Annotated in this window: 24 protein-coding genes, 5 tRNA genes and 1 riboswitch; of the genes, 20 read left to right on the top strand and 9 right to left on the bottom strand. The window is 62.6% G+C overall.

The window, feature by feature from the left end; genetic code table 11:
• Nucleotides 1-180 precede the first annotated feature (180 nt).
• From UB48_RS26080 to UB48_RS26060, 5 genes are all read right to left on the bottom strand, one after another.
• Nucleotides 181-1,227 (bottom strand): ornithine cyclodeaminase, encoded by a 1,047-nt coding sequence (locus UB48_RS26080; RefSeq protein ID WP_045202159.1) that lies wholly within the window; start codon nucleotides 1,225-1,227, stop codon nucleotides 181-183.
• Between the two features lie 20 nt (nucleotides 1,228-1,247).
• Nucleotides 1,248-2,165, bottom strand: coding sequence for a citrulline utilization hydrolase CtlX (gene ctlX, locus UB48_RS26075; RefSeq protein ID WP_045202227.1), 918 nt, complete (start codon nucleotides 2,163-2,165; stop codon nucleotides 1,248-1,250).
• Between the two features lie 133 nt (nucleotides 2,166-2,298).
• Nucleotides 2,299-3,231 carry an ABC transporter substrate-binding protein gene (locus UB48_RS26070; RefSeq protein WP_045202157.1) on the bottom strand — a complete coding sequence of 311 codons (933 nt, stop codon included), beginning with the start codon at nucleotides 3,229-3,231 and terminating at the stop codon, nucleotides 2,299-2,301.
• On the bottom strand, nucleotides 3,228-3,614 hold the full coding sequence (locus UB48_RS26065) for a ferredoxin (RefSeq protein WP_045202155.1): 387 nt from the start codon (nucleotides 3,612-3,614) through the stop codon (nucleotides 3,228-3,230). Before UB48_RS26065 ends, UB48_RS26070 begins: the two co-directional genes overlap by 4 nt.
• A 105-nt stretch (nucleotides 3,615-3,719) precedes the next feature.
• A riboswitch (cobalamin riboswitch) is annotated at nucleotides 3,720-3,924 on the bottom strand.
• A gap of 5 nt (nucleotides 3,925-3,929) precedes the next feature.
• Nucleotides 3,930-5,738 (bottom strand): sigma-54-dependent Fis family transcriptional regulator, encoded by a 1,809-nt coding sequence (locus tag UB48_RS26060; protein WP_045202153.1) that lies wholly within the window; start codon nucleotides 5,736-5,738, stop codon nucleotides 3,930-3,932.
• Nucleotides 5,739-5,982: 244 nt separating this feature from the next.
• Here UB48_RS26060 and UB48_RS26055 point away from each other — a divergent pair, with 244 nt between their 5' ends.
• Genes UB48_RS26055 through UB48_RS26030 form a run of 6 tightly spaced genes read left to right on the top strand, consistent with a single transcriptional unit; the run spans nucleotide 5,983 to nucleotide 11,917 of the window.
• On the top strand, nucleotides 5,983-7,077 hold the full coding sequence (locus tag UB48_RS26055) for an ABC transporter ATP-binding protein (protein WP_045202150.1): 1,095 nt from the start codon (nucleotides 5,983-5,985) through the stop codon (nucleotides 7,075-7,077).
• Nucleotides 7,077-8,174 carry an ABC transporter ATP-binding protein gene (locus tag UB48_RS26050; RefSeq protein ID WP_045202148.1) on the top strand — a complete coding sequence of 366 codons (1,098 nt, stop codon included), beginning with the start codon at nucleotides 7,077-7,079 and terminating at the stop codon, nucleotides 8,172-8,174. Before UB48_RS26055 ends, UB48_RS26050 begins: the two co-directional genes overlap by 1 nt.
• Entirely contained in the window at nucleotides 8,171-9,034 is an 864-nt protein-coding gene (locus tag UB48_RS26045; RefSeq protein ID WP_045202147.1) for a carbohydrate ABC transporter permease, read from the top strand. Before UB48_RS26050 ends, UB48_RS26045 begins: the two co-directional genes overlap by 4 nt.
• A gap of 9 nt (nucleotides 9,035-9,043) precedes the next feature.
• Nucleotides 9,044-9,844 (top strand): carbohydrate ABC transporter permease, encoded by an 801-nt coding sequence (locus UB48_RS26040; protein WP_045202146.1) that lies wholly within the window; start codon nucleotides 9,044-9,046, stop codon nucleotides 9,842-9,844.
• A 10-nt stretch (nucleotides 9,845-9,854) separates the two neighbouring features.
• On the top strand, nucleotides 9,855-10,127 hold the full coding sequence (locus tag UB48_RS26035; protein WP_045202145.1) for a DUF2160 domain-containing protein: 273 nt from the start codon (nucleotides 9,855-9,857) through the stop codon (nucleotides 10,125-10,127).
• 50 nt (nucleotides 10,128-10,177) lie between these two features.
• Nucleotides 10,178-11,917 carry an ABC transporter substrate-binding protein gene (locus UB48_RS26030; RefSeq protein WP_045202144.1) on the top strand — a complete coding sequence of 580 codons (1,740 nt, stop codon included), beginning with the start codon at nucleotides 10,178-10,180 and terminating at the stop codon, nucleotides 11,915-11,917.
• A gap of 61 nt (nucleotides 11,918-11,978) precedes the next feature.
• Here UB48_RS26030 and folD read toward each other — a convergent pair whose 3' ends face one another.
• Entirely contained in the window at nucleotides 11,979-12,833 is an 855-nt protein-coding gene (gene folD, locus UB48_RS26025) for a bifunctional methylenetetrahydrofolate dehydrogenase/methenyltetrahydrofolate cyclohydrolase FolD (RefSeq protein WP_045202143.1), read from the bottom strand.
• A gap of 285 nt (nucleotides 12,834-13,118) precedes the next feature.
• Between folD and UB48_RS26020 the strand changes: the two genes are divergently transcribed.
• The 11 genes from UB48_RS26020 to UB48_RS25970 all read left to right on the top strand — a co-directional run bounded on the left by UB48_RS26020 (nucleotide 13,119) and on the right by UB48_RS25970 (nucleotide 20,849).
• Nucleotides 13,119-13,195: transfer RNA gene (locus UB48_RS26020), tRNA-Arg, on the top strand.
• Between the two features lie 41 nt (nucleotides 13,196-13,236).
• Nucleotides 13,237-13,312 (top strand) — tRNA-His (locus tag UB48_RS26015).
• A gap of 53 nt (nucleotides 13,313-13,365) precedes the next feature.
• A tRNA-Leu gene (locus UB48_RS26010) sits at nucleotides 13,366-13,450 on the top strand.
• A gap of 83 nt (nucleotides 13,451-13,533) precedes the next feature.
• Nucleotides 13,534-13,609, top strand: a tRNA-His gene (locus UB48_RS26005).
• Between the two features lie 53 nt (nucleotides 13,610-13,662).
• Nucleotides 13,663-13,747 (top strand) — tRNA-Leu (locus tag UB48_RS26000).
• Between the two features lie 210 nt (nucleotides 13,748-13,957).
• Complete coding sequence (locus tag UB48_RS25995; RefSeq protein ID WP_052676588.1) at nucleotides 13,958-16,369, top strand: TonB-dependent receptor; 2,412 nt, start codon at nucleotides 13,958-13,960, stop codon at nucleotides 16,367-16,369.
• Nucleotides 16,370-16,380: 11 nt separating this feature from the next.
• A complete protein-coding gene (locus tag UB48_RS25990; protein WP_045202141.1) occupies nucleotides 16,381-17,301 on the top strand; it encodes a ChaN family lipoprotein in 921 nt (306 codons plus the stop codon).
• Nucleotides 17,302-17,325: 24 nt separating this feature from the next.
• Nucleotides 17,326-18,246 (top strand): ChuX/HutX family heme-like substrate-binding protein, encoded by a 921-nt coding sequence (locus tag UB48_RS25985; protein WP_052676586.1) that lies wholly within the window; start codon nucleotides 17,326-17,328, stop codon nucleotides 18,244-18,246.
• Nucleotides 18,243-19,073, top strand: coding sequence for a hemin ABC transporter substrate-binding protein (locus UB48_RS25980; protein ID WP_045202139.1), 831 nt, complete (start codon nucleotides 18,243-18,245; stop codon nucleotides 19,071-19,073). The genes UB48_RS25985 and UB48_RS25980 overlap by 4 nt, the downstream gene beginning before the upstream one ends.
• On the top strand, nucleotides 19,070-20,080 hold the full coding sequence (locus tag UB48_RS25975) for an iron ABC transporter permease (RefSeq protein WP_045202137.1): 1,011 nt from the start codon (nucleotides 19,070-19,072) through the stop codon (nucleotides 20,078-20,080). Before UB48_RS25980 ends, UB48_RS25975 begins: the two co-directional genes overlap by 4 nt.
• A gap of 1 nt (nucleotide 20,081) precedes the next feature.
• On the top strand, nucleotides 20,082-20,849 hold the full coding sequence (locus UB48_RS25970) for an ATP-binding cassette domain-containing protein (RefSeq protein WP_045202135.1): 768 nt from the start codon (nucleotides 20,082-20,084) through the stop codon (nucleotides 20,847-20,849).
• 7 nt (nucleotides 20,850-20,856) lie between these two features.
• Here the strand turns inward: UB48_RS25970 and UB48_RS25965 are convergent, their stop codons facing one another.
• From UB48_RS25965 to UB48_RS25955, 3 genes are all read right to left on the bottom strand, one after another.
• Nucleotides 20,857-21,816 carry a FecR domain-containing protein gene (locus UB48_RS25965; protein ID WP_045202133.1) on the bottom strand — a complete coding sequence of 320 codons (960 nt, stop codon included), beginning with the start codon at nucleotides 21,814-21,816 and terminating at the stop codon, nucleotides 20,857-20,859.
• The gene (locus tag UB48_RS25960; RefSeq protein ID WP_045202131.1) at nucleotides 21,813-22,328 is read right to left on the bottom strand and encodes a sigma-70 family RNA polymerase sigma factor; all 516 of its coding nucleotides are present in this window, start codon (nucleotides 22,326-22,328) and stop codon (nucleotides 21,813-21,815) included. The genes UB48_RS25965 and UB48_RS25960 overlap by 4 nt, the downstream gene beginning before the upstream one ends.
• 72 nt (nucleotides 22,329-22,400) lie before the next feature.
• Complete coding sequence (locus UB48_RS25955; protein ID WP_052676584.1) at nucleotides 22,401-22,814, bottom strand: hypothetical protein; 414 nt, start codon at nucleotides 22,812-22,814, stop codon at nucleotides 22,401-22,403.
• A gap of 263 nt (nucleotides 22,815-23,077) precedes the next feature.
• On the opposite strand from UB48_RS25955, the gene UB48_RS25950 reads away from it, so the two are divergent.
• The 3 genes from UB48_RS25950 (at nucleotide 23,078) to clpP (ending at nucleotide 25,695) form a co-directional block, all read left to right on the top strand.
• Entirely contained in the window at nucleotides 23,078-23,368 is a 291-nt protein-coding gene (locus UB48_RS25950) for a DUF6388 family protein (RefSeq protein WP_045202129.1), read from the top strand.
• 280 nt (nucleotides 23,369-23,648) lie between these two features.
• Nucleotides 23,649-24,962 carry a trigger factor gene (gene tig, locus UB48_RS25945; protein WP_045202127.1) on the top strand — a complete coding sequence of 438 codons (1,314 nt, stop codon included), beginning with the start codon at nucleotides 23,649-23,651 and terminating at the stop codon, nucleotides 24,960-24,962.
• A 91-nt stretch (nucleotides 24,963-25,053) separates the two neighbouring features.
• Nucleotides 25,054-25,695, top strand: a complete 642-nt coding sequence (gene clpP / locus UB48_RS25940) for an ATP-dependent Clp endopeptidase proteolytic subunit ClpP (RefSeq protein WP_010224369.1) — start codon at nucleotides 25,054-25,056, stop codon at nucleotides 25,693-25,695.
• Nucleotides 25,696-25,708: the final 13 nt, after the last annotated feature.

Below are 25,708 nucleotides of genomic sequence, written 5' to 3'. Positions count from 1 at the left end.
GGTCGGGCTCAGAATGCGCGATGACGACGTTTTTTTTGTGTCGTTTGCGCCGGCGTCGGCTGCCGGATTTTGCTGTTAACGCGTGAATGGCAGCCGAATCGGCTGGAGCACCTCCTGTTTGAGCTTCGTGTGCAGCGGTTTCCGATCTGCCGCACCGCGGCGCGGCAGAATCGGTCGGCCTCAGGCGCGTTTTTTCTGCAGGTCTGCAACCGGGGCGCGCAGCAGCGCGAACAGGTCTTTCGGGTCCTTGAGCTCCGGCACCAGGGCAATCTCGCTGCCGATGTCCAGGGCCTTGGCGACGTCCAGCACATAGCGCAGGGCCGAGTAGTCCTCAAGAGCAAAGCCGACCGAATCGAACAGGGTCACTTGCTCGGCGCTTTCGCGCCCGGCGGCCTGGCCGTTGACCACTTGCCAGAATTCGGTGGTGGGCGAGTCGGCAGGCATTTGCTGGATTTCGCCTTCGATGCGGCTTTGCGGTTCGTACTCGACGATCACCCGGGCGCGCTCGACGATCTCGCGGTGCAGTTCGGTCTTGCCCGGGCAGTCGCCGCCGACGGCATTCAGGTGCATGCCAGGCTCGATCATGTCCGGGGTGAGGATGGTGGCGTAGGCCTTGTCGGCAGTCACCGTGGTGACAATATCGGCGCCGCGCACCGCGTCGGCGACAGAGCCGGCAACGCTGACCTTGATGGCCGGGAAGGCGGCGAGGTTGGACACCAGCTTGGCGCTGGCCGCAGGGTCCAGGTCATACAGGCGGATGTCGTCGATGCCCAGCAGGGCATGGAAGGCCAGGGCCTGGAACTCGCTCTGCGAGCCGTTGCCGATCAGCGCCATGCTGCGGCTGTTCTTGCGCGCCAGGTAGCGCGCGGCCAGGGCCGAGGTGGCGGCGGTGCGGATGGCGGTGGTCAGGGTCATCTCGCTAAGCAGCACCGGCGCGCCGCTATCAACGTCGCCCAGGGCGCCGAAGGCCATCACTGTGAGCATGCCGCGCTGGGTGTTTTTCGGGTGGCCGTTGACGTACTTGAAGGCGTACAGGTTGGCATCGGACACCGGCATCAGCTCGATCACCCCGTCGGCCGAGTGGTTGGCCAGGCGCGCGCATTTTTCGAAGTCGTGCCAGCGCAGGTAGTCCTCACGGATGTACTCGGCCATCTCGCTGATGCAGGTGCTCAGGCCTTTGCGTGCCACCAGGCGGCTGAGGTCGGTAACGTCGATATAGCGGGTCATGGTGAACTCCTTTGTTGTAATCAGTGACGGACAGGCAGGTGCACTTCGGCGAGCATGCAGCGCGCGCTGCCGCCGCCGATGCGCTCGATATGGTCGATGTTCACCACCACCGGGTGGCTGTGCTGCTCGACCTGCCGGCGTTGTTCTGGGGTGAGCGAGCGCCAGGCGCTGCGCGACATCACCAGCAGTGGCTGGCCTTGCTTGTCGTGGACTTCGAGCATGTTGCCGGCAAAACCTTCGAGCTGGTCGAAGTCCAGGGTCAGGATGTCCTTGCCGGTGTCGCGCAGCGAATGCTCCAGGGCGCGACGCTCATCGGCCTCGGGCAGCGCCTGCAGGCAGACCACCGAGAGCCCGCGGCCGACGCTCATCATCACGTTGCTGTGATAGATCGGTGCCTGGTGGCGGTCGACGGCGTGGAACAGGCACAGGCGATAATCGAGCTGTTCGGCGAACAGGCGCAGGGCCTGGGTGTGGGTGCGCCCGGAGTGGCAGGCGTAGCTGATCCGGTGTTCGCGATCGAGGACCATGCTGCCGGTCCCTTCCAGATACATACTCTGCTGTTCCAACGGGCTCAGATCGATGGTCTGACGGACGGCGAAGCGCTCTTCAAGCACCTTGAGCACGCCCTTGCTGCGCTCCAGGCGGCGGTTCTGGCCCTCCATCGGGTAGAGCACCAGGCTGCCGTCGGCGTGGCTGCTCCACCAGTTGTTGGGGAAGATCGAATCAGGGGTGTGCGGCGCCGGGGTGTCCTGCACCACCAGCACTTCGACACCGTGCTGGCGCAGGGTATCGACGTAGCCATCGAACTCTTCCAGCGCTTTCTGCTGTGCCTGCTGCGGGTCGAGCAGGGCTTGCTGGAAACGGTTGTTGAGGGCGGTGTCCGGGTTGAAGGCGAACCGCGCCGGGCGGATCATCAAGACTGTATTTGTTGTTTGCATCGAGGCACGCATCCGGGGTTGGCTGTGTGCTTATTGTCGACGTGATCAAGGATAAATCCCGGCTGAAGCGCGTTGGACGCTCAGCCGGTAAAGCTGAAATAGTGGGTTTGGCAGCGGATTCTGCTGCGACGGGTCAAGGCCGCTGTTGCTTCAAGGCGAGCAGTTGGCGCGCCAGGGTCAGGGCGGTACGGGCGCTGTGTTCGCCGGGCACGATATGGCTGAAGGGCAGGTCGATCAGGCGGTCGTCGCGCACCGCGCGCAGGTGCGAAAGCGCCGGGTGCTGGCGCAGGTAGGCGCGCTTGCCGGCGGCCGGTGACCACACCGCATCGGCAAGGATGATCACGTCAGGATCGGCGCGCAGCAGGCGCTCGGCATCGACCGTAACCCGGTTCAGCTCCACCTCGGCGTACAGGTTGCGCCCGCCTGCTGCGTCGATCAACTGGGTGATGAAACCGCGCTTGCCTTCGCTTTGCAGGCCGTTGACCTCGCTGTCGAGGTAGAACACCGACAGCGGCGGGCTGTGCCCGGCGATGGTTTTGGCGGCGGCCAGGTCCTGGCGCTGGCGGGTGATCAACTGGCTGGCCCGGGCCTCGCGCTGCAACAGGTGGCCAAGGCTGCGCAGGTCTTGTTCAATGGCGGCAAAGCCGTTTTCCGGCGCTGGCGCGCAGGCGTTTTCCAGCAGGTAGCTGGCGATGCCGTTGGCCTGCAGGGTGGTGCGCGGGGCGACCCCGTCGCGGTCACGAAAGGCGCTGGCAAAGCCGCCGACCAGCAGGTCGTAACCTTGGGCATAGACCACCTCGGTTGCCGGGTAGCGACGCGACAGCAGGGGGACGCCGCGATAGCGTCCGCTGGTCAACGCCTGGGCGTCATCATCTATATAGCTGACGGCGGCCAGCGCCGGGCCGGCGTCCAGGGCCAGCAATAGGTCGGCGGCGTGCTGGTTGAGGGCCAGGATGCGTTGCGGGCGCTCCTGTGGCAGTTGCCAGGTGTGTCCGCAGTTCTGATAGTCCAGGGCCATGGCGCTGCTGCTCAACAGGGCCAGCACGCTGGCGCCCAACCCCCTCATGAGCCCTGGCCGTTGAGCAGCAACTCGGGCACCGGTTGGCCGTCGATCAGGTGCACACGCACCAGGCGCTGAGCGTCTTCGGCGTTGGCTACCCGGTACCAGCAGCGGTCCGGATATACCGTCAGCACCGGGCCGAGGTTGCACGGGAACTGGCAATGGCTGCGGGTCAGCAGCACGCCGTCAGTGGTTTCGATGCGGTTGGCCACCAGCAGCTCGCGGCGCAGGACTTTCCACAGTGGCAGGGCACCGCGTTGTACGCAGCGCGGGCCGGTGCAGAGCATCACATGGCGGGTATGCTCGGGGATCTGCGACCACTCCGGCTTGCTCTGGATTTGCTCTTCGGCGAGGCGGCCGCGGCGACGCTTGGGGGTTGTTGCTGTCATGGACTTCTCGAAAAATATTCGCGAAGCGCACAGGAGGGCCCCGGCCAACACGCGCCAGGCAGCCGGCTCGTGCCCGCCCTCCGCAGGTTTGCCTAAGTGACTGCATGCAGTCGTGGGGCTTCAGGCCGGTCTCCGGGCTTGCGAGGCGTAAAGTCATTCGCCTTCCCGTGCCTGTGGGCACAGTGGCGTGTTGAATGCTTCACTCGCTTACCGTTGCGGGGGCAGCGCCGGACTGGTCGATAACGACGCACCGGCTTCCCGTTTCACCTGACGCACGGCGGCGGCAGGCACCTGAAACTGGCAGGCATCTGACCATCAGCCCAGGCGTTCGTCAACTGCGCCGGTATGGCCCTGGGTGTGCAGGCGCTTGTACAGGGTGGTGCGGCTGATGCCGAGGGCCCGGGCCAGGGCCGAGATATTGCCATTGAGGGCACGCAGGCGCTGGCCGAGATCGTCAGTGTTTGCCGGCGTGGCCAGCACTGGCGCGGCGGGCTTGGCCTCAGGCAGGTCGGCAAAGAAACTGTCGGGCAGGTGCTCCACGGCAATCGGCCGTTCGCCGGCCAACGCCAGGGCCACCTGCAGCACGCTGGCCAGTTGTCGCAGGTTGCCCGGCCAGGGGTGCTGAAGCAGCAGTTCCAGCACTTTGCCGGGCAATTGCGTCGGTGCCCCCGGTTCGCGGTACTGCTGGTGGAGCTGTTCGATCAGGGCCAGGCGGTCGCTGCGTTCGCGCAGCGCTGGCAGCATCAGGCTCAGGCCGGCGATGCGGTAGTACAGGTCCTGGCGAAAATGACCCAGGCGCACCTGTTCGGCGAGGTTGTGGTTGGTCGCCGAGACCACGCGGATATCCACCGGCGTCGGTTCGCCGCTGCCCAGTGGCTGGATGCTGCGAGTTTGCAGAAAGCGCAGCAGGCGTGCCTGGGTGGGCAGCGGCATGTCGCCGATTTCGTCGAGAAACAAAATGCCATGGTCGGCCTTGCGGATCAGTCCGATGTTGCCCTTGTGGTGGGCGCCGGTGAACGCGCCTTTCTCGTAGCCGAACAGCTCCGACTCGACCAGCTCGGCCGGAATCGCCGCGCAGTTCACCGCAATCAATGGCTGCGTGGCGCGGCTACTGGCGCGGTGCAGGGCGGTGACAAAGACCTCCTTGCCGGCGCCGGTTTCGCCCTCGATCAACAGCGGGATGTCTTTTTCCAGCAGCAACCCGGCCTGGCGCAGGGCCTTGTCGATACGCGGATCGCAGCTTGGTTGCGGGCGGTTGAGCGCTGCTGTGGGTGATGCTGTGGGGGCATGCAGCAAGCAATGGAAGCGGTTGCGCCCGGCCACCTGCAGCGCAAATGGCTGGTCAGCCCGGTGGGCCAACAGTTGCGCCAGCGGCGTGCGGAACAACTGCTCCAGGTTCAGTTGCAGTGGGTTCTGCCCAAGCAGACTGTCAGCCCGACGGTTGGCCGCCAGCACCCGGCCCTGGTCATCGAACACCAGCAGCCCGGCCCATTGGCTGTCGAGGTTGTTGGCCCCGGTGTTGAAGCTCAGCTGTTGGTAGTGCCCGGCAAAACGCGCCAGGATCAGGCGGTTCTCCAGGCTCTGGCTCATCATCCGTACCAGGCCCTGAGTTTGCGCCGTCGGCAGGTAGCTGTCGCTGGACACATCGAGCACGCCGATCAGCTGGCGCTCGGCATCGAACAGCGGCGCGGCGGCGCTGGCCATGAAGCGGTTGAGCTTGAGGAAGTGTTCGTCCTGGCTGACATGCACCGCCTCGCCGGTGGCCAGGGCTGTGCCGATGGCGTTGGTGCCCACCCCTTGCTCGCGCCAGCAGGCACCGGCGACAAAGCCGTGGCGCTGGCGCGGGTCGATAAAGCGCCGGGTGCCCCAGGCATCGAGCAACTGGCCGTGATCGTCGCTGAGCATGATCAGGTAGCTGGAGTTACCCAGCAGGTGCGCGTACTGCGGCAGCACCTCGTCGCGAGTGGTGCCCAGCAGCGAGTGCTGGCGTTCGAGCAGCTCGCTGACCTGCACAGTAGATGCGTCGCCGAACTGCGGTTGCGACTGGTGGTCCAGGCCGTAGGCGCGGCAGCGCTGCCAAGACGCCTGGATCAGTTGCGCATGGGCGCTGGTGGATGCGGCCATGGGCCCGTCCTCTGCCGGCGGCAGTGTTGTTGTTTTTGTGTGATCCAGTGTTGTTCAGTCCTGTTCATTGTCAATGCCGCGGCTGTTCAACCGTGCAGTGAAGGTTGTTCATTTGTGTTCAGGAGTGAACCTTGGCAAAGCCACAATCTGCTGAAAATCCTTTGCCGACAACGGCTTGGCCAGCGCTGGCATGAATCTCGCTCTATAGCAGGCGCCTGTCCGCTAACAACAAGAAGGCCGCGCCATGTCGCTCACCCTTGAGCATGTCAGCCGTACCGTGGATAACCAGCTGTGCATCGACGATGCCTGCCTGCGCTTCGAACCCGGCTCGTTCAATGTGCTGCTCGGCCGCACCCTGGCCGGCAAGACCAGCCTTATGCGCCTGATGGCCGGGCTTGATCGGCCGGACCGTGGCCGGGTGCTGATGAATGGCGAGGATGTCACCGGCCGGCCGGTGCGCCAGCGCAACGTGTCGATGGTCTATCAGCAGTTCATCAATTATCCGACCTTGAGTGTGTTCGAGAACATCGCCTCGCCCTTGCGCCAGGCGCGCATGGGCGAAGCGCTGATCCGCGAGAAGGTCCAGCAGACCGCGCAGATGCTGCGTATCGAACCGTATCTGCAGCGCTTGCCGCTGGAGCTTTCCGGTGGCCAGCAGCAACGCACGGCCATGGCCCGGGCACTGGTCAAGGATGCCGAACTGATCCTCTTCGACGAGCCGCTGGTGAACCTTGACTACAAGCTGCGCGAAGAGCTGCGCCAGGAGATGCGCGAGCTGTTCGCCGCGCGCCACTGCATTGCCGTGTACGCCACCACCGAACCCAACGAGGCCCTGGCCCTGGGCGGCACCACCACCATCCTCCATGAAGGGCACATCGTCCAGAGCGGGCCCACTGCTCAGGTTTACCACCAGCCGCGCACGGTGCTGGCCGCCGAGCTGTTTTCCGAACCGCCGATCAACCTGATGCCCGGGCGTATCAACGGCAACGAAGTGAGTTTTGCCGGTGCTGTGCATTTCGCCATGAACGCCGACCTGCGCCGCATCGGCGATGGCGACTACCGCTTTGGCGTGCGCCCGAGCCATATCAGCCTGGTGCCGTCCAACGACGATGACCTGGAGCTGGCGGTGCTGGTGGAGCTGGCCGAAATCAGCGGCTCGGAAACCTTCCTGCATGTGCGCAACGAGCACTTTCGCCTGGTCCTGCACTTGCCAGGGGTGCACGAGTACCACGTCGATGCGCCGATCCGGGTGTTCATCCCCACCCACAAGCTGTTCGTCTTCGACCCCGCCGGGCAACTGGTGCAGGCCCCGGGCTTGCGTGAAACGAGGGTCGCCTGATGGCCGAGATTCGTCTGCAGCAGCTGGCCCATAGCTACAGCCGTGCCCCCCAGGGTGCGGACGACTATGCCTTGCGTGAGCTTGAACATGTCTGGGAGCAAGGCGGCGCCTACGCCTTGCTCGGCCCATCGGGGTGCGGCAAGTCGACCTTGCTCAATATCATTTCCGGGTTGCTCAGCCCGTCCCACGGCCAGGTACTGTTCGATGGCAAGGTGGTCAACGAACTGTCGCCACAGGCGCGCAACATCGCCCAGGTGTTTCAGTTTCCGGTGGTCTACGACACCATGACGGTGTTCGACAATCTGGCCTTCCCGCTGCGCAACCAGGGCCTGGATGAAGCGCGCATTGCCAGCAAGGTGGCCGAGATCGCCGAGGTGCTCGACCTCGGCAGCCTGCTGAAGAAAAAGGCCCGCAACCTCAGCGCCGATGAAAAGCAGAAGGTCTCCATGGGCCGCGGCCTGGTGCGCGACGACGTCTCGGCGATCCTCTTCGACGAGCCGCTGACGGTGATCGACCCGCACCTTAAGTGGAAGCTGCGGCGCAAGCTCAAGCAGATCCACGAGCAGTTCAACATCACCATGATTTACGTCACCCACGATCAGCTCGAAGCCTCGACCTTCGCCGACAAGATCGCGGTGATGTATGGCGGCCAGATCGTCCAGTTCGGCACCCCGCGCGAGTTGTTCGAGCGTCCGCGCCATACCTTCGTCGGCTATTTCATCGGCAGCCCGGGGATGAACCTGATCCCGGTGCAGGTGCAGCCTGGTGGCGTCGGCTTCGCCGGCATTCACCTGGCGTTGCCGCTGGAGTTGCAGGCGCGCCTGGCTGCGACCAGTGCCGTGCGCCTGCAAGTGGGCATCCGCCCGGAATTCGTCCAGGTCTGGGACACCCCGTTCGACGAAGGCTTCAGCGCCCGGGTGGTGGATGTCGAAGACCTGGGTACCTACAAGATTCTCAGCCTCGACCTGCAAGGCGTGCCGCTCAAAGTGCGCCTGGGCGAGGACCGCACGCTGCCCGAGGGCCAGGCCTGGATCAGTTTTCCGGCGCAGTGGCTGATGCTCTATGCCGATGACGTACTGCTGGAGGCCCGGCCATGAACAAAGTGCCCAACAACAAGGCCTGGTGGCTGGTGCTGCCGGTGTTCCTGCTGGTGGCGTTCAGCGCTGTGGTGCCGATGATGACCGTGGTCAACTACTCGGTGCAGGACATTTTCGACCAGTCCAGTCGCTACTTCGTCGGCGCCGACTGGTACCGCCAGGTGCTGCAGGATCCGCGCCTGCACGACTCGCTGTTGCGCCAGTTCATCTATTCGGCCTGCGTGCTGCTGATCGAAATCCCCCTGGGCATCGCCATCGCCCTGACCATGCCGACCAAGGGCCGCTGGTCGTCGCTGTGCCTGATCGTCATGGCCATTCCGCTGCTGATCCCGTGGAACGTGGTCGGCACCATCTGGCAGATTTTCGGCCGCGCCGACATCGGCCTGCTGGGCGCTTCGCTCAACCAGCTGGGCATCAGCTACAACTACGCCGCCAACACTATGGACGCCTGGGTCACGGTGCTGGTGATGGATGTCTGGCACTGGACTTCGCTGGTGGCGCTGCTGTGTTACTCCGGCTTGCGCGCTATCCCCGATGTCTATTACCAGGCGGCGCGCATCGACCGCGCTTCGGCCTGGGCAGTGTTCCGGCATATTCAGTTGCCGAAGATGAAGAACGTGCTGTTGATCGCGGTGATGCTGCGCTTCATGGACAGCTTCATGATCTACACCGAGCCGTTCGTGCTCACCGGTGGCGGGCCTGGCAATGCCACCACTTTCCTCAGCCAGACCCTGACGCAGATGGCCGTGGGGCAGTTCGACCTGGGGCCGGCGGCGGCGTTCTCGCTGGTGTACTTCCTGATCATCCTGCTGGTGTCGTGGCTGTTCTATACCGCCATGACCCACGCCGACAAACAGTAGGGGCCGCCCATGAACCTGCGCAAGACGCTGGCGCTGCTGCTGTACATTCTGTTCCTGCTGGTGCCGATCTACTGGCTGCTGAACATGTCGTTCAAGAGCAACACCGAGATCCTCGGCGGCCTGACCCTGTGGCCGCAGAACTTCACCTTCGACAACTACCGGGTGATCTTCACCGACCCCAGTTGGTACAGCGGCTACATCAACTCGCTGTACTACGTGTGCCTGAACACAGTGATCTCGCTGAGCGTGGCCTTGCCGGCCGCCTATGCCTTTTCGCGCTACCGGTTTCTGGGCGACAAGCACCTGTTCTTCTGGCTGCTGACCAACCGCATGGCACCGCCGGCGGTGTTCCTGCTGCCATTCTTCCAGCTGTATTCCTCCATTGGCCTGTTCGATACGCACATTGCCGTGGCCCTGGCCCACTGCCTGTTCAACGTGCCGTTGGCGGTGTGGATCCTTGAGGGCTTCATGTCCGGGGTGCCCAAGGAGATCGACGAAACCGCCTACATCGATGGCTATAGCTTCCCGCGGTTCTTCGTGAAGATCTTCGTCCCGCTGATTGGCTCCGGCATCGGCGTCACGGCGTTTTTCTGCTTCATGTTTTCCTGGGTCGAATTGCTGCTGGCGCGCACCCTGACCTCGGTGAACGCCAAGCCGATCGCCGCAGTAATGACCCGCACGGTGTCGGCCTCGGGGATCGACTGGGGCGTGCTGGCCGCCGCCGGGGTGCTGACCATTCTGCCGGGCATGCTGGTGATCTGGTTTGTCCGTAACCATGTGGCCAAGGGCTTTGCCCTGGGCCGGGTCTGAGGAGCGCGCTATGGACTGGATGGCCTGGACCCTGCCGACGGCGATCTTCTTCGCCGCGATCGGCCTGTTGCTGCTGGGCATGACGGTGTACGAGCTGCGCCGGCCATGCGTCGAGCGTCGCGGCTTTCTGCCGATTGCCACCACCCGTGGCGACCGGCTGTTCATTGCTTTGCTGGGCAGCGCTTACCTGCATTTGCTGGTAATCGGGCTCAGCGACTGGAACCTGTGGGTGGCCTCGCTGCTGTCCCTGGCCTGGCTGTTGGTGGTGATGCGCTGGGGGTAGCCGAGGGCAATCGGCGCGCCTGGGTGAAAATACTCAATCGGGAGATCACAATGTTCGACAACAACAAGAACCGGCGACATTTGACCCTGGCAGCCCTGCTGGTGCTGGGCAGCTTTCACGCCAGCGCCTGGGCCGATGCCTACGAAGATGCCGCGAAAAAATGGATCGGCAGCGAGTTCAAGCCTTCGACCCTGACTCCCGAGCAGCAGCTCGAAGAGTTGAAGTGGTTCATCAAGGCTTCCGAGCCGTTTCGCGGGATGAAGATCAACGTGGTGTCGGAAACCATCGCCACCCATGAATACGAGTCCAAGGTGCTGGCCAAGGCCTTCAGCGAGATCACCGGGATCAAGCTGACCCACGACCTGCTGCAAGAAGGTGACGTGGTAGAAAAACTGCAGACGCAGATGCAGTCGGACAAGAACATCTACGACGGCTGGGTCAATGATTCCGACCTGATCGGTACGCACTTTCGCTACGGCAAGACTGAGTCGATCACCGACCTGATGGCCAATGAAGGCAAGGACTACACCTCGCCAACCCTGGACCTCAAGGACTTTATCGGCATCTCCTTCACCACCGCGCCGGACGGCAAGGTCTACCAACTGCCCGACCAGCAGTTCGCCAACCTCTACTGGTTCCGCGCCGACTGGTTCGACCGCCCCGACCTCAAGGCCAAGTTCAAGGAAAAGTACGGCTACGAACTGGGCGTGCCGGTGAACTGGTCGGCCTATGAAGACATCGCCAAGTTTTTCAGCGAGGACGTCAAGGAAATCGACGGCAAGCGTGTCTACGGGCACATGGACTACGGCAAGAAAGACCCGTCACTGGGCTGGCGCTTCACCGACGCCTGGTTCTCCATGGCCGGCGGCGGCGACAAGGGCTTGCCCAATGGCCTGCCGGTGGACGAATGGGGGATTCGCGTCGAGGACTGCCACCCGGTCGGTTCCAGTGTCACCCGTGGCGGCGATACCAACGGCCCGGCGGCGGTGTATGCCACGCAAAAATATGTCGACTGGATGCGCGCCTATGCACCGCCCGAGGCCCAGGGCATGACCTTCTCCGAGTCCGGGCCGGTACCGTCCCAGGGCAACATCGCCCAGCAGATCTTCTGGTACACAGCCTTTACCGCCGACATGACCAAGCCGGGCCTGCCGGTGATGAACGCCGACGGCACGCCGAAGTGGCGCATGGCGCCGTCGCCCAAGGGGCCATATTGGGAGGAGGGCATGAAGCTGGGTTATCAGGACGCCGGCTCCTGGACCTTCCTCAAGTCGACCCCGGAGAAGCAACGCCTGGCGGCCTGGCTGTACGCCCAGTTCGTCACCTCCAAGACCGTCTCGCTGAAAAAGACCATCGTCGGCCTGACGCCGATCCGCGAGTCTGATATCAACTCCCAGGCCATGACTGACCTTGCGCCCAAGCTCGGCGGCCTGGTGGAGTTCTACCGCAGCCCGGCGCGGGTGCAATGGACCCCGACCGGCACCAACGTGCCGGATTACCCGCGCCTGGCTCAGCTGTGGTGGAGCCACATTGCCGAGGCGGCCAGTGGCGAGAAAACCCCGCAACAGGCGCTCGACGGCCTGGCCAAGGATCAGGACGCGATCCTTGCTCGTCTGGAGCGTTCCAAGGCCCAGGCCACCTGTGCGCCGAAGCTCAATCCCGAGAAAGATGCCCAGTACTGGTTTGATCAGCCCGGTGCGCCGAAGCCGAAACTGGCCAACGAGAAGCCCCAGGGCGAGACCGTGAGCTACAGCGAGCTGCTCAAATCCTGGGAGGCTGCGCGCAAGTAACCACACAGGCACAAAAAAACGGCACCTTCACAGGTGCCGTTTTTTATCCCGCCATCAGCACTTACTTATGCAGCGCTTCGGCCGCATACAGGGTGTTTTCCAGCAGGCAGGCGCGAGTCATCGGCCCGACGCCACCCGGTACCGGGGTGATCCAGCCGGCGCGGGGCAGGGCGGTCTCGTAGACCACATCGCCCACCAGCTTGCCATCTTCCTGGCGGTTGATGCCGACGTCGATGACGATCGCGCCTTCCTTGATCCACTCACCCTTGACCAGGCCCGGCTTGCCGGCAGCCACTACCACCAGGTCGGCGCGGCCGACGTGACCGGCCAGATCCTTGGTGAAGCGGTGGGTGACGGTCACGGTGCAACCGGCCAGCAGCAGTTCCATGGCCATCGGCCGGCCAACGATGTTGGAGGCGCCAACAACCACCGCGTTCATGCCGTACAGGTCCTGGCCGGTGCTTTGGAGCAGGGTCATGATGCCTTTTGGCGTGCACGGGCGCAGCAGCGGGATACGCTGGGCCAGGCGGCCGACGTTATACGGATGGAAACCATCGACGTCCTTGTCGGGGCGAATGCGCTCGAGCAGCAGCGAGGCATCCAGGTGCGCCGGCAATGGCAGTTGCAGGAGGATGCCGTCGATATTCGGGTCGTCATTGAGGCGATCGATCAGCTCGGTCAGGGCTTGCTGCGTGGTATCGCTGGGCAGGTCGAAGGCCTGGGAGTTGAAGCCGACCTCTTCGCAATCCTTGCGCTTGTGCGAGACATAGACTTGAGAAGCGGGGTCGGTGCCGACCAGGATCACCGCCAGGCCAGGCGTACGCAGGCCTTGCTGGCGACGCTCCACGACACGTTGGGCGATCTGCTGGCGCAGGCTGGCGGCGATCGCCTTGCCGTCGATAAGGTGTGCAGTCATGACGCGTGATTAACCATCGAGAGGGAATAAAAAGAGCGCGCATTCTCGCATGAAGGGGCCCGAGGGCAAAGGCGCTTGGTCTGGCAATTGCCCTAAGCCCTTAAATAAAATGAATTTTTTTTAGAAAACTGTTGACGACCTTTCCACTCGTCTATAAGATTCGTCGCACTTGTCGGGCAGAGCCTAGCACTGGTTAGCAAGGTCAGGCAGAATGAGCAGATTTTTTAGCTTGTTCGGTACGGCTAAAAGTTAATTTGTAATCGTCACAGAAAGCAGATTAAATATGCGCCCGTAGCTCAGCTGGATAGAGCATCCGCCTTCTAAGCGGATGGTCGCAGGTTCGAGTCCTGCCGGGTGCGCCAATCGGCAGCTTTGGCACAAGTAAAGCGGTAACTGCAATATGGTGGACGTAGCTCAGTTGGTAGAGCGCAGGATTGTGATTCCTGTGGTCGTGGGTTCGATTCCCATCGTCCACCCCATATTCCAAAAGGCGCCTGATGAAAGTCTGGCGCCTTTGCTTTAAAAGCGTCATGCGGACGTGGTGAAATTGGTAGACACACTGGATTTAGGTTCCAGCGGCGCAAGCTGTAAGAGTTCGAGTCTCTTCGTCCGCACCATCCAACGTTTCACCGCCCTTCGCTGAAGCGCGTGAATGTTTCAAAAGCAGCTTTGACAGGTGCAAAGCGGCACATGCAATATGGTGGACGTAGCTCAGTTGGTAGAGCGCAGGATTGTGATTCCTGTGGTCGTGGGTTCGATTCCCATCGTCCACCCCATATTCCCAAAGGCGCCCGATGAAAATCCGGCGCCTTTGTTTTAAACGCTTCATGCGGACGTGGTGAAATTGGTAGACACACTGGATTTAGGTTCCAGCGGCGCAAGCTGTAAGAGTTCGAGTCTCTTCGTCCGCACCATCCAAGCTTTCACCGCCCTTCACTGAAGCGCAAGAAAGCCTCGAAAAAGCCGCCTTGTGCGGCTTTTTTCGTTTCCAGGGTTTGATTCCTGCCTGCTGGTTTCCGGCCAAATAGAAAATAGTTTCAGATGGAACTGATTTTCATTTCCCTTTTTGCTTCTCTCGCGTGACCTCTCTTGCAAGATCATTTCAATCTGCAAGGGAGCGCCTCGTGAAGAGCACACAGCCGGCCGCCGTTCAGCGGCTGCAGCCAAACAACAAAAACGCTGCACGCAAGATTGCCTGCAGTGCGCTGACCGCACTGGCTTTGGCGGGCGGCTGCAGCGCCTGGTCGTTGGCCAATGCCGCTGAAAGAGGCGCGACCCAGCAGGCGCCGCTGCGCAAGCATTATGAAATTGCGCCAGGGCAGTTGGCGCCGGCCTTGAACCAGTTGGCCACCGCTACCGGGGTGATCCTCACCTTCGATCCGCAACTCAGCGAGAACCGCAGCACCCAGGGCCTGAGCGGCGAGTACACCCTCAAGGAGGCTTTCGACCTGCTGCTGATGGGCACTGGCCTGTGGGTTGAGCGGCTCAAGGATCATACCTACGTGCTGCGCATGCACGAACGCAGCGACAGCGCGCTTGAAGTCGGCCCGACCATGGTCGGCGCCCTGGCCGAGCGGCCCGGGGCAATCCAGAGCAGCCGGGAAGTGCATGCCGAGCGCCAGGACCTCAACAGTGTGGTGCGCTCGATACCCGGTACTTACACCTTGCACTCACGCAGCCAGCCGGGGGTGTCGGTGAACATTCGTGGCCTGGCCGGCCTGGGCCGGGTCAACACCATGATCGATGGCGTCACCCAGACCTTTCGCAATAATGCCGGCCACGGCTCGGGTGGGCCGATGGCCTTTGTCGACGCCAACCTGCTGGCCGGGGTCGATGTACAGCGTGGTTCGGTGGACGGCGCCGAAGGTGCCAACACCCTGGGCGGCTCGGCGAACTTTCGTACCTTCGATATCGATGACATCGTCAAGCCAGACCACCGTGTAGGCCTGCGCACGACTTATCGCACCGGTAACAACGGCTACGGCAACACCCGCATGTTTGCCGCCGGTGCCCGCACCCGTCCGGAAGATGTCGAGGGTGTCTACGGTCTGGTCGCCGCGGTGAGCAGCACCCAGACCGGCGAGTACAAGACCACCAACGGCCAGTCCAACGAATACGACACCACCAAGCAGAACCCACGCTCCGGCTTGCTCAAGCTGCGCCTGCAGCCCAACGACATGCACCGCCTTGACCTGAGCGGGGTGAAGTACCGCAACGAGTTCTATCACAACTACCCCTGGCAACTGGACAACGAGACCTATCGCGCCAAGTACGCCTACACGCCCTACAGCGAATGGGTGAACCTCACGGTCAATGCCTACCAGAACAAGACCGAGCTTGAGTACCCGCCGGTAGAAGAGTCCCACTACATTGGCCGCAAAACCCGCGACGACGCCCATGGCTTTGACCTGACCAACGTCAGTCGTTTCAATCTTGGGCCGGTGGAGGCGAGCTGGAGCAATGGCGCGCGTTACTACACCGACGACTTCGTTGCCCAGACCCCGGAGAAACGCGGCGCCAACCCCGAAGGCAAGCAGGCTACCCATAGCCTGTTCAGCACCCTGGAATTCAACTACGACATCTATGCCCTGACCCTGGCCGGCCACTATGACGGCTACAAGGTCAGCGGCCATGTGCCCAAGTGCTCGATCATTGGCCAGTGCCGCGGCATCGATGGCGGTGACGTGGATATCACCCGGCGTGAACACAGCTTCAACCCGCGGGTGGGCTTCGCAGTCAAGCCTTATGACTGGATGCAGCTCTACAGCAGCTGGTCGCGCACTTCGCGGGCGCCGCGGGTGCAGGAAATGTTCTTCGAAAAAGTGCCGCTCGAGGCCGATGCCAGCGACGCCGATGGTGTCGGCGCCAACCCGTTCCTGCGTCAGGAACGTTCGACCAACTACGAGTTCGGGGTCAATTTCAGCCGCGCCGGGCTGTTCAGCAACGACGACTACGGGCAACTGAAGATCAACCGCTTTATCAGCAAGATCGATGGCTACATCACCCCGCAGTCGTTCGACATCCTTGATGACGACGGCGAAGAGTCGGCGAAGATGAACTGGGTCAACTGGCCGGAAGAAGTGCGCATGAGCGGCTATGAGCTGGAAGGGCGCTACGACGCCGGCTTCTTCTACGCCAATCTGTCGTGGACCAAGGCCACGACCAAGTCGCCGACCACCTCCGGCATCGAGCTGGAAGACATCAACAGTCAGCCGGACCGTTTCTGGACCCTCGACCTTGGCACCCGCTGGTTTGACGAACGCCTGGTGCTCGGCGCCCGTGGCGAGTACGCCGGCCCGTCGGAAACCAGCTGGGACTGGTACGAGACGAAAAAATCCAACTCCACCGGGGTGATCTGGGACCTGTACGGCAGCTACCGGGTGCAGGACAACCTGAGCCTGTTCTTCAACGTCGAGAACGTCGGCAACAAGGTCTACAACAACAGCGCATCGGTGGACTACCTGATGTCGGCGGTGATGGACCAGGGCAACGGCCGTGGCCGCACCACCTCGTTCGGCTTCACCCTCGAATACTGACAGGACCCTTCATGTTCAAGTCTTCTTTTATAGGGGCAGGGCTGGCGCTGCTCGTCGGTTGCGCCAGCGTCAATGCGCCGGTGGCCGACAGCGCCTACACCCGGGTCGAAAGCCATATTCCCGAATGGGGCGCGATCATCGAGTTGGGCAGTGGCAAGCAGGTTTCGCCGACGCAACTGCTTGATGAGCTGGCGCCAGCGCACACGGTGATGGTCGGCGAAGTGCACGACAACTTCGCCCATCATCTGATCGAGCAATGGCTGGCGACCCACCTGGCCAAGCGCCGGCCCCAGGGGGCGGTGGTCCTGGAGATGCTCGACAGCGACCAGCAGCGCCCGGTCGCCGAAGTCCAGGCCTGGCTGGGCCAGGGCAATCAGGTGCGTAGCCAGCGCCTGCAACAGATCATCCATTGGGACCCGCGCTGGAGCTGGGAGCAGTACGGCACGCTGATGGCAGCGCTGATGCCAGCGCCAGCGGCACTGCTGGCCGGCAACCTGTCGGGCGCCGAGCGCAAGCGTCTGATGGCAACAGCGCCAGCCAACCCCGACGGTCTGTTCCCGTCGCCCGCCATCGCCGCCCGCCAACGCCAGCAGATCAGGCAGATGCACTGCGGGCAGATCGATGCCGCGCGCATGAATGCAATGCTGGCGATCCAGCACGCCCGCGATCAGCGCATGGCGCAGGTGCTCGATAACGCCCAGGCGCCGCGACTGCTATTGGCGGGTGTGCTGCACACGCTCAAAAGCCTGGGCGCCCCGCAATACCTGGGGCAAGGGGCGAGTGACCCGGGGCTGAAAGTACTGGTGATCGCTGAGCAGGATCATCGCCTGAGCGCCAGCGACGCCGACTACGTCTGGATGTTGCCGAGCGCGGATGCCGAGGGCGCCGCCCTGGTTACCGACGCGGGTGGTTGCGACCAGCCCGCCCATTGAAGCCTTCATTACAAGGAATTAGCCATGACTGAACTGACTGAAAGCGGATTAAACCCGCTGTGCCTGGACCTGCCCGCCGTGGAGGTAGCCGCACAGCTGCATAGCCTGGGCCTGGTGCGCACGTGTACGCCGGCTAACCATGCCGTGATCGAACAACTGGGGCGTTATCCGCAATCCGACGATATCAGCGAAGCGGGGCTGGTGATTGGCGAGGACGGCCTGGACCTGCGCTTGAATCTGCGTGCCTGGTACTGGATCGGCATGGCTCATGATGCCGGTGGCTACCGCCTGAGTCTCTTCGATCGCCACGGCAAAGTGCTGCTGCGCCTGGCCTCGACCGAGCAGTCGTCGATGGCCGGCTGGGCAGGACTGTATGAGCGGTGCATCGACAAGCCGGCAGTTTTCAGCGAGCCGCCTTCGTTCAGCAAGCGTGATCTGCAGGTGCCCGGCCTTGTTGAGGAATGGGCGGCGATGGCCAACGTCCATGAGCACTTTGCCCTGCTCAAGCGCCACGGCCTGACCCGTTACGAAGGTAACGCCCTGGTCGCCCCGGATTTTGCCCGGCAACTTTCGCAGGCCAGCCCGGTGGCGATGTTCCGTGAGCTGGCCGCCAGCGCGCTGGAGCTGATGCTGTTCGTCTACAGCGCCGGTAGCGTGCAGATCTTTACCGGCCGGCTGACGGGTGTGAGCGAGTCGGGCGCCGAGCTGCTGTTTGACATGCCCGCCAGTGACCAGGCGGCGGCTACCTGCTTCAGGATCGCCGATGCGCCGGATGCGCAGATCTGGCGGGTTTACAAACCGAACCAGGTCGGCGGCGTCACCAGCCTCGAGTTTTTTGATGCCGAGCAGCGTCTGATTGTCCAGGTCTTTGCTCGTCGTCCGGCGGGGCAGCCTGAACAACCGGCCTGGCGTGAGTGGCTGGATGCCCTGGAGGCGGCGCGATGAAGGCTTTGCTGCTTGGCGTGCTGGCGGCCTGTGCGGTCATGACCGTGCAGGCCGAAACCGCCGATACGCTGGTGATCGGCAGCGACCTGGCGGAAATTGTCGAGCGCCTGGGCGGTACTTCGCGCCTGGTCGGGCGCGATGATTCCAGTCGCTTTGCGCAGGCCATCGCCAACCTGCCGTCGGTGGGGTACATGCGCCAGCTCTCGGCAGAAGGGGTGCTGGCGCTCAAGCCGCAACGGCTGCTGATCAGCGATGCTGCCCGTCCGGCTATCGTGCTGCGCCAGTTGAGCGGCCTGGGGCTTGAAGTGCTGAGCATTGCCCGCGGCAAGGGTGTCGGCGATATCCCGGCAAAGATCGAGCAGGTGGCGGCGGCCATGAACCTACAGGCGCAGGCGCAACCGTTGCTTGATGAGCAGCGCCAGTTGGCTGGGCAGTTGGCCAAGACGCCGGCGCTCAAAGGACCGAAGGCGCTGTTCATTTTCAATCATGCCGGCATGACGCCGCTGATCATGGGGCAAGGCACCGAAGCTCAGGCGGCACTGGCGCAGGCGGGGATCGAAAATTGCGCGACCTTCAATGCCTACAAGCAAGTGGCGGCTGAAGCCATGGTGTCGCTGGCGCCGGATTTCGTCATCGTCAGCCGCGCCGGGCTGGCGGCACTTGGGGGTGAAGACAACCTGTGGAAACTGGGCGGCCTGGCCCATACCCCGGCCGGACAGCATCGGCGCTTGGTGCAGGTCGATGACCAGGCGCTGCTCAACCTCGGGCCGCGCACGGTGCAGGCCATGCTGCAGCTACGCCAGGACGCAGGAGCGCTGTTTCCATGAGGCGCGCAAGCAGCGTCTCGCTGCCGATACTGATGCTGATGCTGGCAGGGCTGTGCGCCCTGCTGGTGGTGTGTTCGCTGGTCGGTAGTATCGGCTTGTCGCCACGGATTGTGTTCGGTGATCTGCCCACCGCCCTGGAGTGGCAGGTCTGGAGCGAAGTGCGCCTGCCGCGTCTGCTGCTGGCAGTGCTGGTGGGCTCGACCCTGGCGGTGGGCGGCACGGCGATGCAAGGCCTGTTTCGCAACCCGCTGGCCGACCCGACCCTGCTCGGCCAGGCCAGCGGCGCCGGGCTGGCGGTGTCGATCTGGGTCGTACTGTTCAATGGCCGCTTTGCCGGGCTGGAGCTTTATGGGCAGTTTTTCGCAGGCTTTATTGGCGCGTTGCTGGTGACCCTGGTGATTTTTCGTATTGGCCGCGGCTACAAAGGGCGCGAGTCGACCATCACCTTGTTGCTGGCCGGCTTGGTCATCAACACCCTGACCGGTGCCCTGGGCGGCATCCTCACCTTTGTCGCCAGCGAGGAGCAGTTGCGCCAGCTGAGCTTGTGGGGCATGGGCAGCCTGAGCAGCGCCGAGTGGTCGACCGTATCGGTGGCCGCCCTGGTCTTGCCCCTGAGCTTGTGGGTGCTGGCGCGCTGCGCGGGCGATCTGGACTTGTTTCAGCTGGGCGAGGTGTCTGCGCACGCCGCCGGGCTGGATGGCGACCGGTTGAAAAACCGTGTGGTGCTGGCTTCGTCGCTGGGCGTGGGCCTGTGCGTGGCGCTGAGCGGCATCATCGGCTTTATCGGCCTGCTGGTGCCGCATTGCCTGCGCCTGTATTTCGGCCCGGGCCACCGTTTGCTGATTCCGGCTTCAATGCTCTGCGGAGCGATCCTGTTGCTGGTCGCCGATACTCTGGCACGCAGTCTTACCAGCCCGGCGGAAATCCCCGTCGGCCTGGTCACCAGCATTATTGGTGGGCCGTATTTTCTCTGGTTGTTACTCGGTCGCAAGGTGCGGGAGTTTTGACATGCTTGAACTGATCAATGTCAGCCTGGAGCGTCCTTTTGCCCTGGCGCCGTTCAGCGAGCGGGTACGGGCAGGTGAGCTTCTTGGGTTGATCGGCCCCAATGGCGCGGGCAAAAGCACGCTGTTGTCGTTGATATCCGGTTACCTGCAACCGGCGGGCGGGCAGGTCGAGTTGCTCGGTCGAGCGTTGCCCGCTTATTTGCCCGGGCAACTGGCGCGCCGGCGCGCGCTGGTGACGCAGCAGATGGACAGTGCTTTCGATTGGCGGGTCGAAGAATTCATTCGTCTCGGTCAGCAGCACCCTGGCGAGCCGTGCCCGGGCATTATCGATGCGCTGGATGTCCGTCACTTGCTTGGCCGGGGAGTGTTGTCGCTGTCTGGCGGCGAGCTGCAGCGGGTAACCATTGCCCGGGCCATGAACCAATTGGCAATCAGCCCGCTGACTGACGCCTGGGACGATGGTCGCGGCTGCCTGCTGTTGCTGGACGAACCCACCAGCGCCCTGGATTTCGGCCAGCAGCAGAACCTCATGCGGGTGTTGCGCACGCTGACCCGTTCGCCGCGTATTGCCGTGGTCTGTGTGTTACACGACCTGAACCTGGCTGCGCGCTACTGCGACCGCCTTTGGCTGCTCGAAGGCGGCCGGCTTTGCGCCAGCGGCGCGCCGGCCCAGGTGCTCAGCGAGCAGCGCATTGCCCAGGTGTTTGGTGCGCAGGTACGGGTAACGGCGGGTAAACACCACCAGGTGAGCATTGAGCTGGCGCCGTAAGTGGCGTCTAGCGCTGACTCAACGTAACCCAGTAGCGTGAGCGCCGCAGCACCTGCACGGACAATGACAGGGGCAGGGCGTCGAGCACCGCATCGGTGTCGGCCAGCGGATAAACGCCGGAGATACGCAACGCAGCGATCTCGTCGCTGCAGCGCAACAGGCCAGGCCGGTAGCGGCTGAGTTGCTCGACAAAGGCATCCAGGCGCATGTTGTCGGCCACCAGCAAGCCCTTGCTCCAGGCCGGTTCGGCCGAGGTGCCGGTGGCCGGTTCGATGCGGGTCGGGGTGAAGCGCGCGCGCTGCCCGGGAGCCAGGCGCAGGGGGTTGGCGGGTGATTGCCGCGCCTGCACCTCGACTGCACCGTCGAACAGCTCGACCTGCGTGGCTGGCTCTTGCAGCTCGACACTAAAACGCGTCCCCAATGCCCGTACCTGGCCATGTACGGTGTAAACGCTTAACGGGCGTTGATTGGCGTTCGAGGGGTGGCCACTGCGGATCAACAGGCGCCCGGCGAGCAGTTGCACGCGCCGCTGGCGGCTGTCGAACAGCACGGCGATTTCGGTACTTGCGTCGAGGGTCAATTGGCTGCCGTCTTCCAGCTCGATGTGTTGTGGGGCGCTGGCACCATTGCGGTAGGTCAGTTCCGGGCCGGGCTGCCAGACGTTGCGATAGGCCAGTTGCCCGGCGCAGCCGAACAGGCCGAGCACCGCCAGTGCCTTGAGCGCTTGCCGGCGACTGCGGCCCTGGCTGCCCCGGGAAAGGCTCTGGTAGCCGGCATGTGGCTCCAGCCCGGCCATGCGTCGACGCAGGGCCTCGATGTGCAGCCAGGCACGTTCGTTGTCCGGATGGGCGGCGCGCCACTGCTCAAGCGCCCGCTGCTGCTCGGGGCTGAGTGCGCCTTCCATGGTTTCGGTGAGCCACTGTGCGGCTTCGCGAGTAGTACGCGGGTTAAAGGGGGAGGGGGTCATGGCTGGTCAGCAAAAAAGCAATGCTGGTTGGCCCGCACCAGGTACAGCTTTACCGAGCGGCTGCTGACCTGCAGGCGTTCGGCGATTTCGGCGATCTTCAGGCCCTGCAGGTGCGACAGTAAGAAGGCTTCGCGGACCTTGGCCGGCAGGGCGTCGAGCATGCGATCGAGCAGGGCCAGGGCCTCAAGTGCCAGCACGCGGACTTCGGGTGACGGTTCAACTGCTTCAGGCAGGCTGGCCAGTGTTTCCAGGTACGCCTGCTCGACCAGGCGGCGGCGATAGACATTGGCCATCAGTCGCCGCGCCACGGTCGAGAGAAACGAGCGGGGTTCGCGGATCCTGAACAGGTCTTTGGAGCCGAGGATGCTCAGGAAGGTATCGTGGGCAATGTCGGCGGCATGTTCCGGGCAGCCGATACGGTTGCGTAGCCATCGGTGCAGCCAATTGTGATGGTCGTTGTACAGGGTGCTCAGGCACGTATTCAGTCCAGGTGTAGCGGGGCGGGTGTCCATCGGGTGCGTGGCCGGCGTAAAGCGGAACGGACGCCCATTATAGCGAGAATGATTATCAATTGATAATAATTGTTATTGAGAAATGCTGGTCACCGGCTGGCCGTGAGCGGATTTGCCGGGCGGCCCAGCTGCCGCAGTGCCTGCTTGCACGCTTTCGTCGCAGACTACCTGGCTGATGGCTCTGGACAGTGAGCCTTTGAAGATCGGAGTGAGCTCGTTGTCGGCCTCGGCGTCCTGAAGGTCCTCCAGCGAAGCTCCCGAGCCCATGAAGCGTACTGTGCGTGCGCTGCAATCGAACTGGCGGGCACTGTAGCTGGTCCCGCTGATGCCGACACGCTGGGTGATTACAGTGCGCTGGGAAGGATCACCCGACACGCTCACGATCGAGTAGCGGGCGTCTTGATCGAAGGAGGTTTGCAGCACTGTAGCGCTGACGAGGGAACAGCAAAGTGCCAGGCAACAGCCAGAGATGAGTTTGATCAGCACGGGTACTTCCTTGCATTGGCGCTGTGATTTTGCAGGAGGTGCCAAGCGATAATGAATCGTATTAACGATGTGGCACGTTGCTAGCTTAGTGGGCAAGCTATTCCTAGACAACGGCCCACCCCCCATTGTTCATGAAATTTCCGACAATCGGGGTGGATTATTCATGCATGTTTTGACGGCCTGGTGACAATCGACGAAAAGCTGATAAATTTCAGCCGGTTGAAACAGCAGTCGGGGGTCCGGTTGCGAAAAGGAAAAACACCATGATTTCACCGGAACGTCAGGCTGTAGCCTTGCAGCGCTATCTGGACGCCAACCCGCAGATGCGTGAGGAAATTGCCGGGCTCAGCGAGCACGAGCAGGCTCAGCAGGTCCTCTGGGCCTTCGAGGATGCCGCGCAGGAGCAGGGGGTCGAACCCTGGGAGCTGACCTTGCAACTGATTGCCGAGTCCGACGAGGAGCTTGCGGCCCTGCGCCTTGAGGTGCACCGCGAAGTGGCCGAGGCGTTGGGTATGGAATGGGAAGAGTATTGCGCGTTCAACGAAATCGAGTGACAGGCTTGAGGCCGGGACCCGGTTTTGTAGTGTTTTGACAAGGTTTTCTGCAGTCCAGGGGCTGAATCGTCATGACTGGCATTGTGGCGTTCAGGCCAGGGCCTGCGTGAGTTGAGCGACCTTCGGCGGTTTTTTCGCCGAGGGCTTTGAATTAAATGGACCGGCGTACTTTCTCGTCGTCCTGAACGGGGTGACTTCTGGTCTTTGAGCCACTAGAATGCTTGCCCTTGATTCTGGAGTCGGGTATCGCCGGCTAACGTCTGTGCAACGAGGAATATCCATGCAAGTTTCTGTTGAAAATACTTCTGCTCTCGAGCGCCGCATGACCATCGCCGTTCCGGCCGAGCGCGTCGAGACCGAAGTCAACAAGCGTCTGCAACAGACTGCCCGTCGCGCCAAGGTCCCAGGCTTCCGTCCTGGCAAAGTGCCGATGAGCGTGATCCGTCAGCGCTACGAAGACGCCGCCCGTCAGGAAGCCTTCGGCGACCTGGTCCAGGCTTCCTTCTACGAAGCCGTGGTCGAGCAGAAGCTGAACCCGGCTGGCGCCCCTGCCGTCGAGCCAAAATCTTTCGAAAAGGGCAAAGATCTCGAATACGTCGCCATTTTCGAAGTATTCCCTGAGTTCACCGTTGCCGGTTTCGACTCGATCGCCGTCGAGCGCCTGAGCGCCGAAGTGGCTGACGCCGACCTGGACAACATGCTCGAAGTGCTGCGCAAGCAGAACGTGCGTTTCGAAGCCGCTGACCGCGCTGCCCAGAACGAAGACCAGCTGAACATCGATTTCGTCGGCAAGGTCGACGGTGAAGTGTTCGCTGGCGGTTCGGCCAAGGGCACCCAGCTGGTACTGGGTTCCGGCCGCATGATCCCGGGCTTCGAAGAAGGCCTGGTCGGCGCCAAGGCCGGTGAAGAGCGCGTTCTGAACCTGACCTTCCCCGAGGACTATCAGAACCTGGACCTGGCTGGCAAAGCCGCCGAGTTCACCGTTACCGTCAACAGTGTTGCCGAGCCAAAGCTGCCTGAGCTGACCGAAGAGTTCTTCGCCCAGTTCGGTATCAAGGAAGCAACCCTGGAAGGTTTCCGCACCGAAGTTCGCAAGAACATGGAGCGTGAACTGCGTCAGGCGATCAAGACCAAGGTCAAGAACCAGGTAATGGACGGCCTGCTGGCTGCCAACCCGATCGAAGTCCCGAAAGCCCTGCTGGAAAACGAAGTGAACCGCCTGCGCGTTCAAGCCGTTCAGCAGTTCGGTGGCAACATCAAGCCTGAGCAACTGCCGGCCGAGCTGTTCGAAGAGCAAGCCAAGCGCCGCGTCGTGCTGGGCCTGATCGTCGCCGAAGTGGTCAAGCAGAACGAACTGAAGCCGGACGAAGACCGCGTTCGCGAAATGATCCAGGAAATGGCTTCGGCTTACCAGGAGCCTGAGCAGGTCGTCGCTTGGTACTACAAGAACGACCAGCAACTGAACGAAGTCCGTTCGGTTGTGCTGGAAGAACAAGTTGTGGATACTGTTCTGCAGAAAGCGACTGTGACCGACAAATCGGTCTCGTACGAAGAAGCCGTAAAACCAGCCCAGGCACCTGCCGCCGCTGAGTAATACGCCAGCTTCGTAGGAAAACACCACAAGCCAGCCTTCGAGCTGGCTTGTGCGTATTCAAGACATGACTATTTGGGAGTGAGTGCAGGACATGTCCCGCAATTCTTATTATCAGCAGAGCTCTGACATCCAGGCCGCAGGCGGCCTGGTCCCGATGGTTATCGAGCAATCCGCTCGTGGCGAACGCGCCTATGACATCTACTCGCGCCTTCTGAAGGAGCGGGTGATCTTCCTGGTCGGCCCGGTAGAGGACTACATGGCCAACCTGGTAGCGGCGCAGATGCTGTTCCTTGAAGCGGAAAACCCGGACAAGGATATCCATCTCTACATCAACTCGCCGGGCGGTTCGGTGACTGCCGGCATGTCGATCTACGACACCATGCAGTTCATCAAGCCGGACGTCTCGACCATCTGCATCGGCCAGGCCTGCAGCATGGGCGCCTTCCTGCTGGCCGCAGGTGCCAAGGGCAAGCGTCACTGCCTGCCGAACTCGCGGGTGATGATTCACCAGCCACTGGGCGGTTTCCAGGGCCAGGCCACGGATATCGAGATCCACGCCAAGGAAATCCTCTCCATCAAGTCGCGTCTGAACGAGCTGCTGGCCTACCACACAGGTCAGGACCTGGAGACCATCAAGCGCGATACTGAGCGCGACAATTTCATGAGCGCCGAGCGCGCAGCCGAATACGGCCTGATCGACTCGGTCTACGACAAGCGGCAACTGGCCTCCTGAATCCGGGTGCCAG

Origin of the sequence: Pseudomonas sp. 2(2015) (assembly GCF_000955865.1) — a bacterium.
Lineage (GTDB): Bacteria > Pseudomonadota > Gammaproteobacteria > Pseudomonadales > Pseudomonadaceae > Aquipseudomonas.
This window is presented reverse-complemented; position numbering and strand designations above follow the sequence as displayed.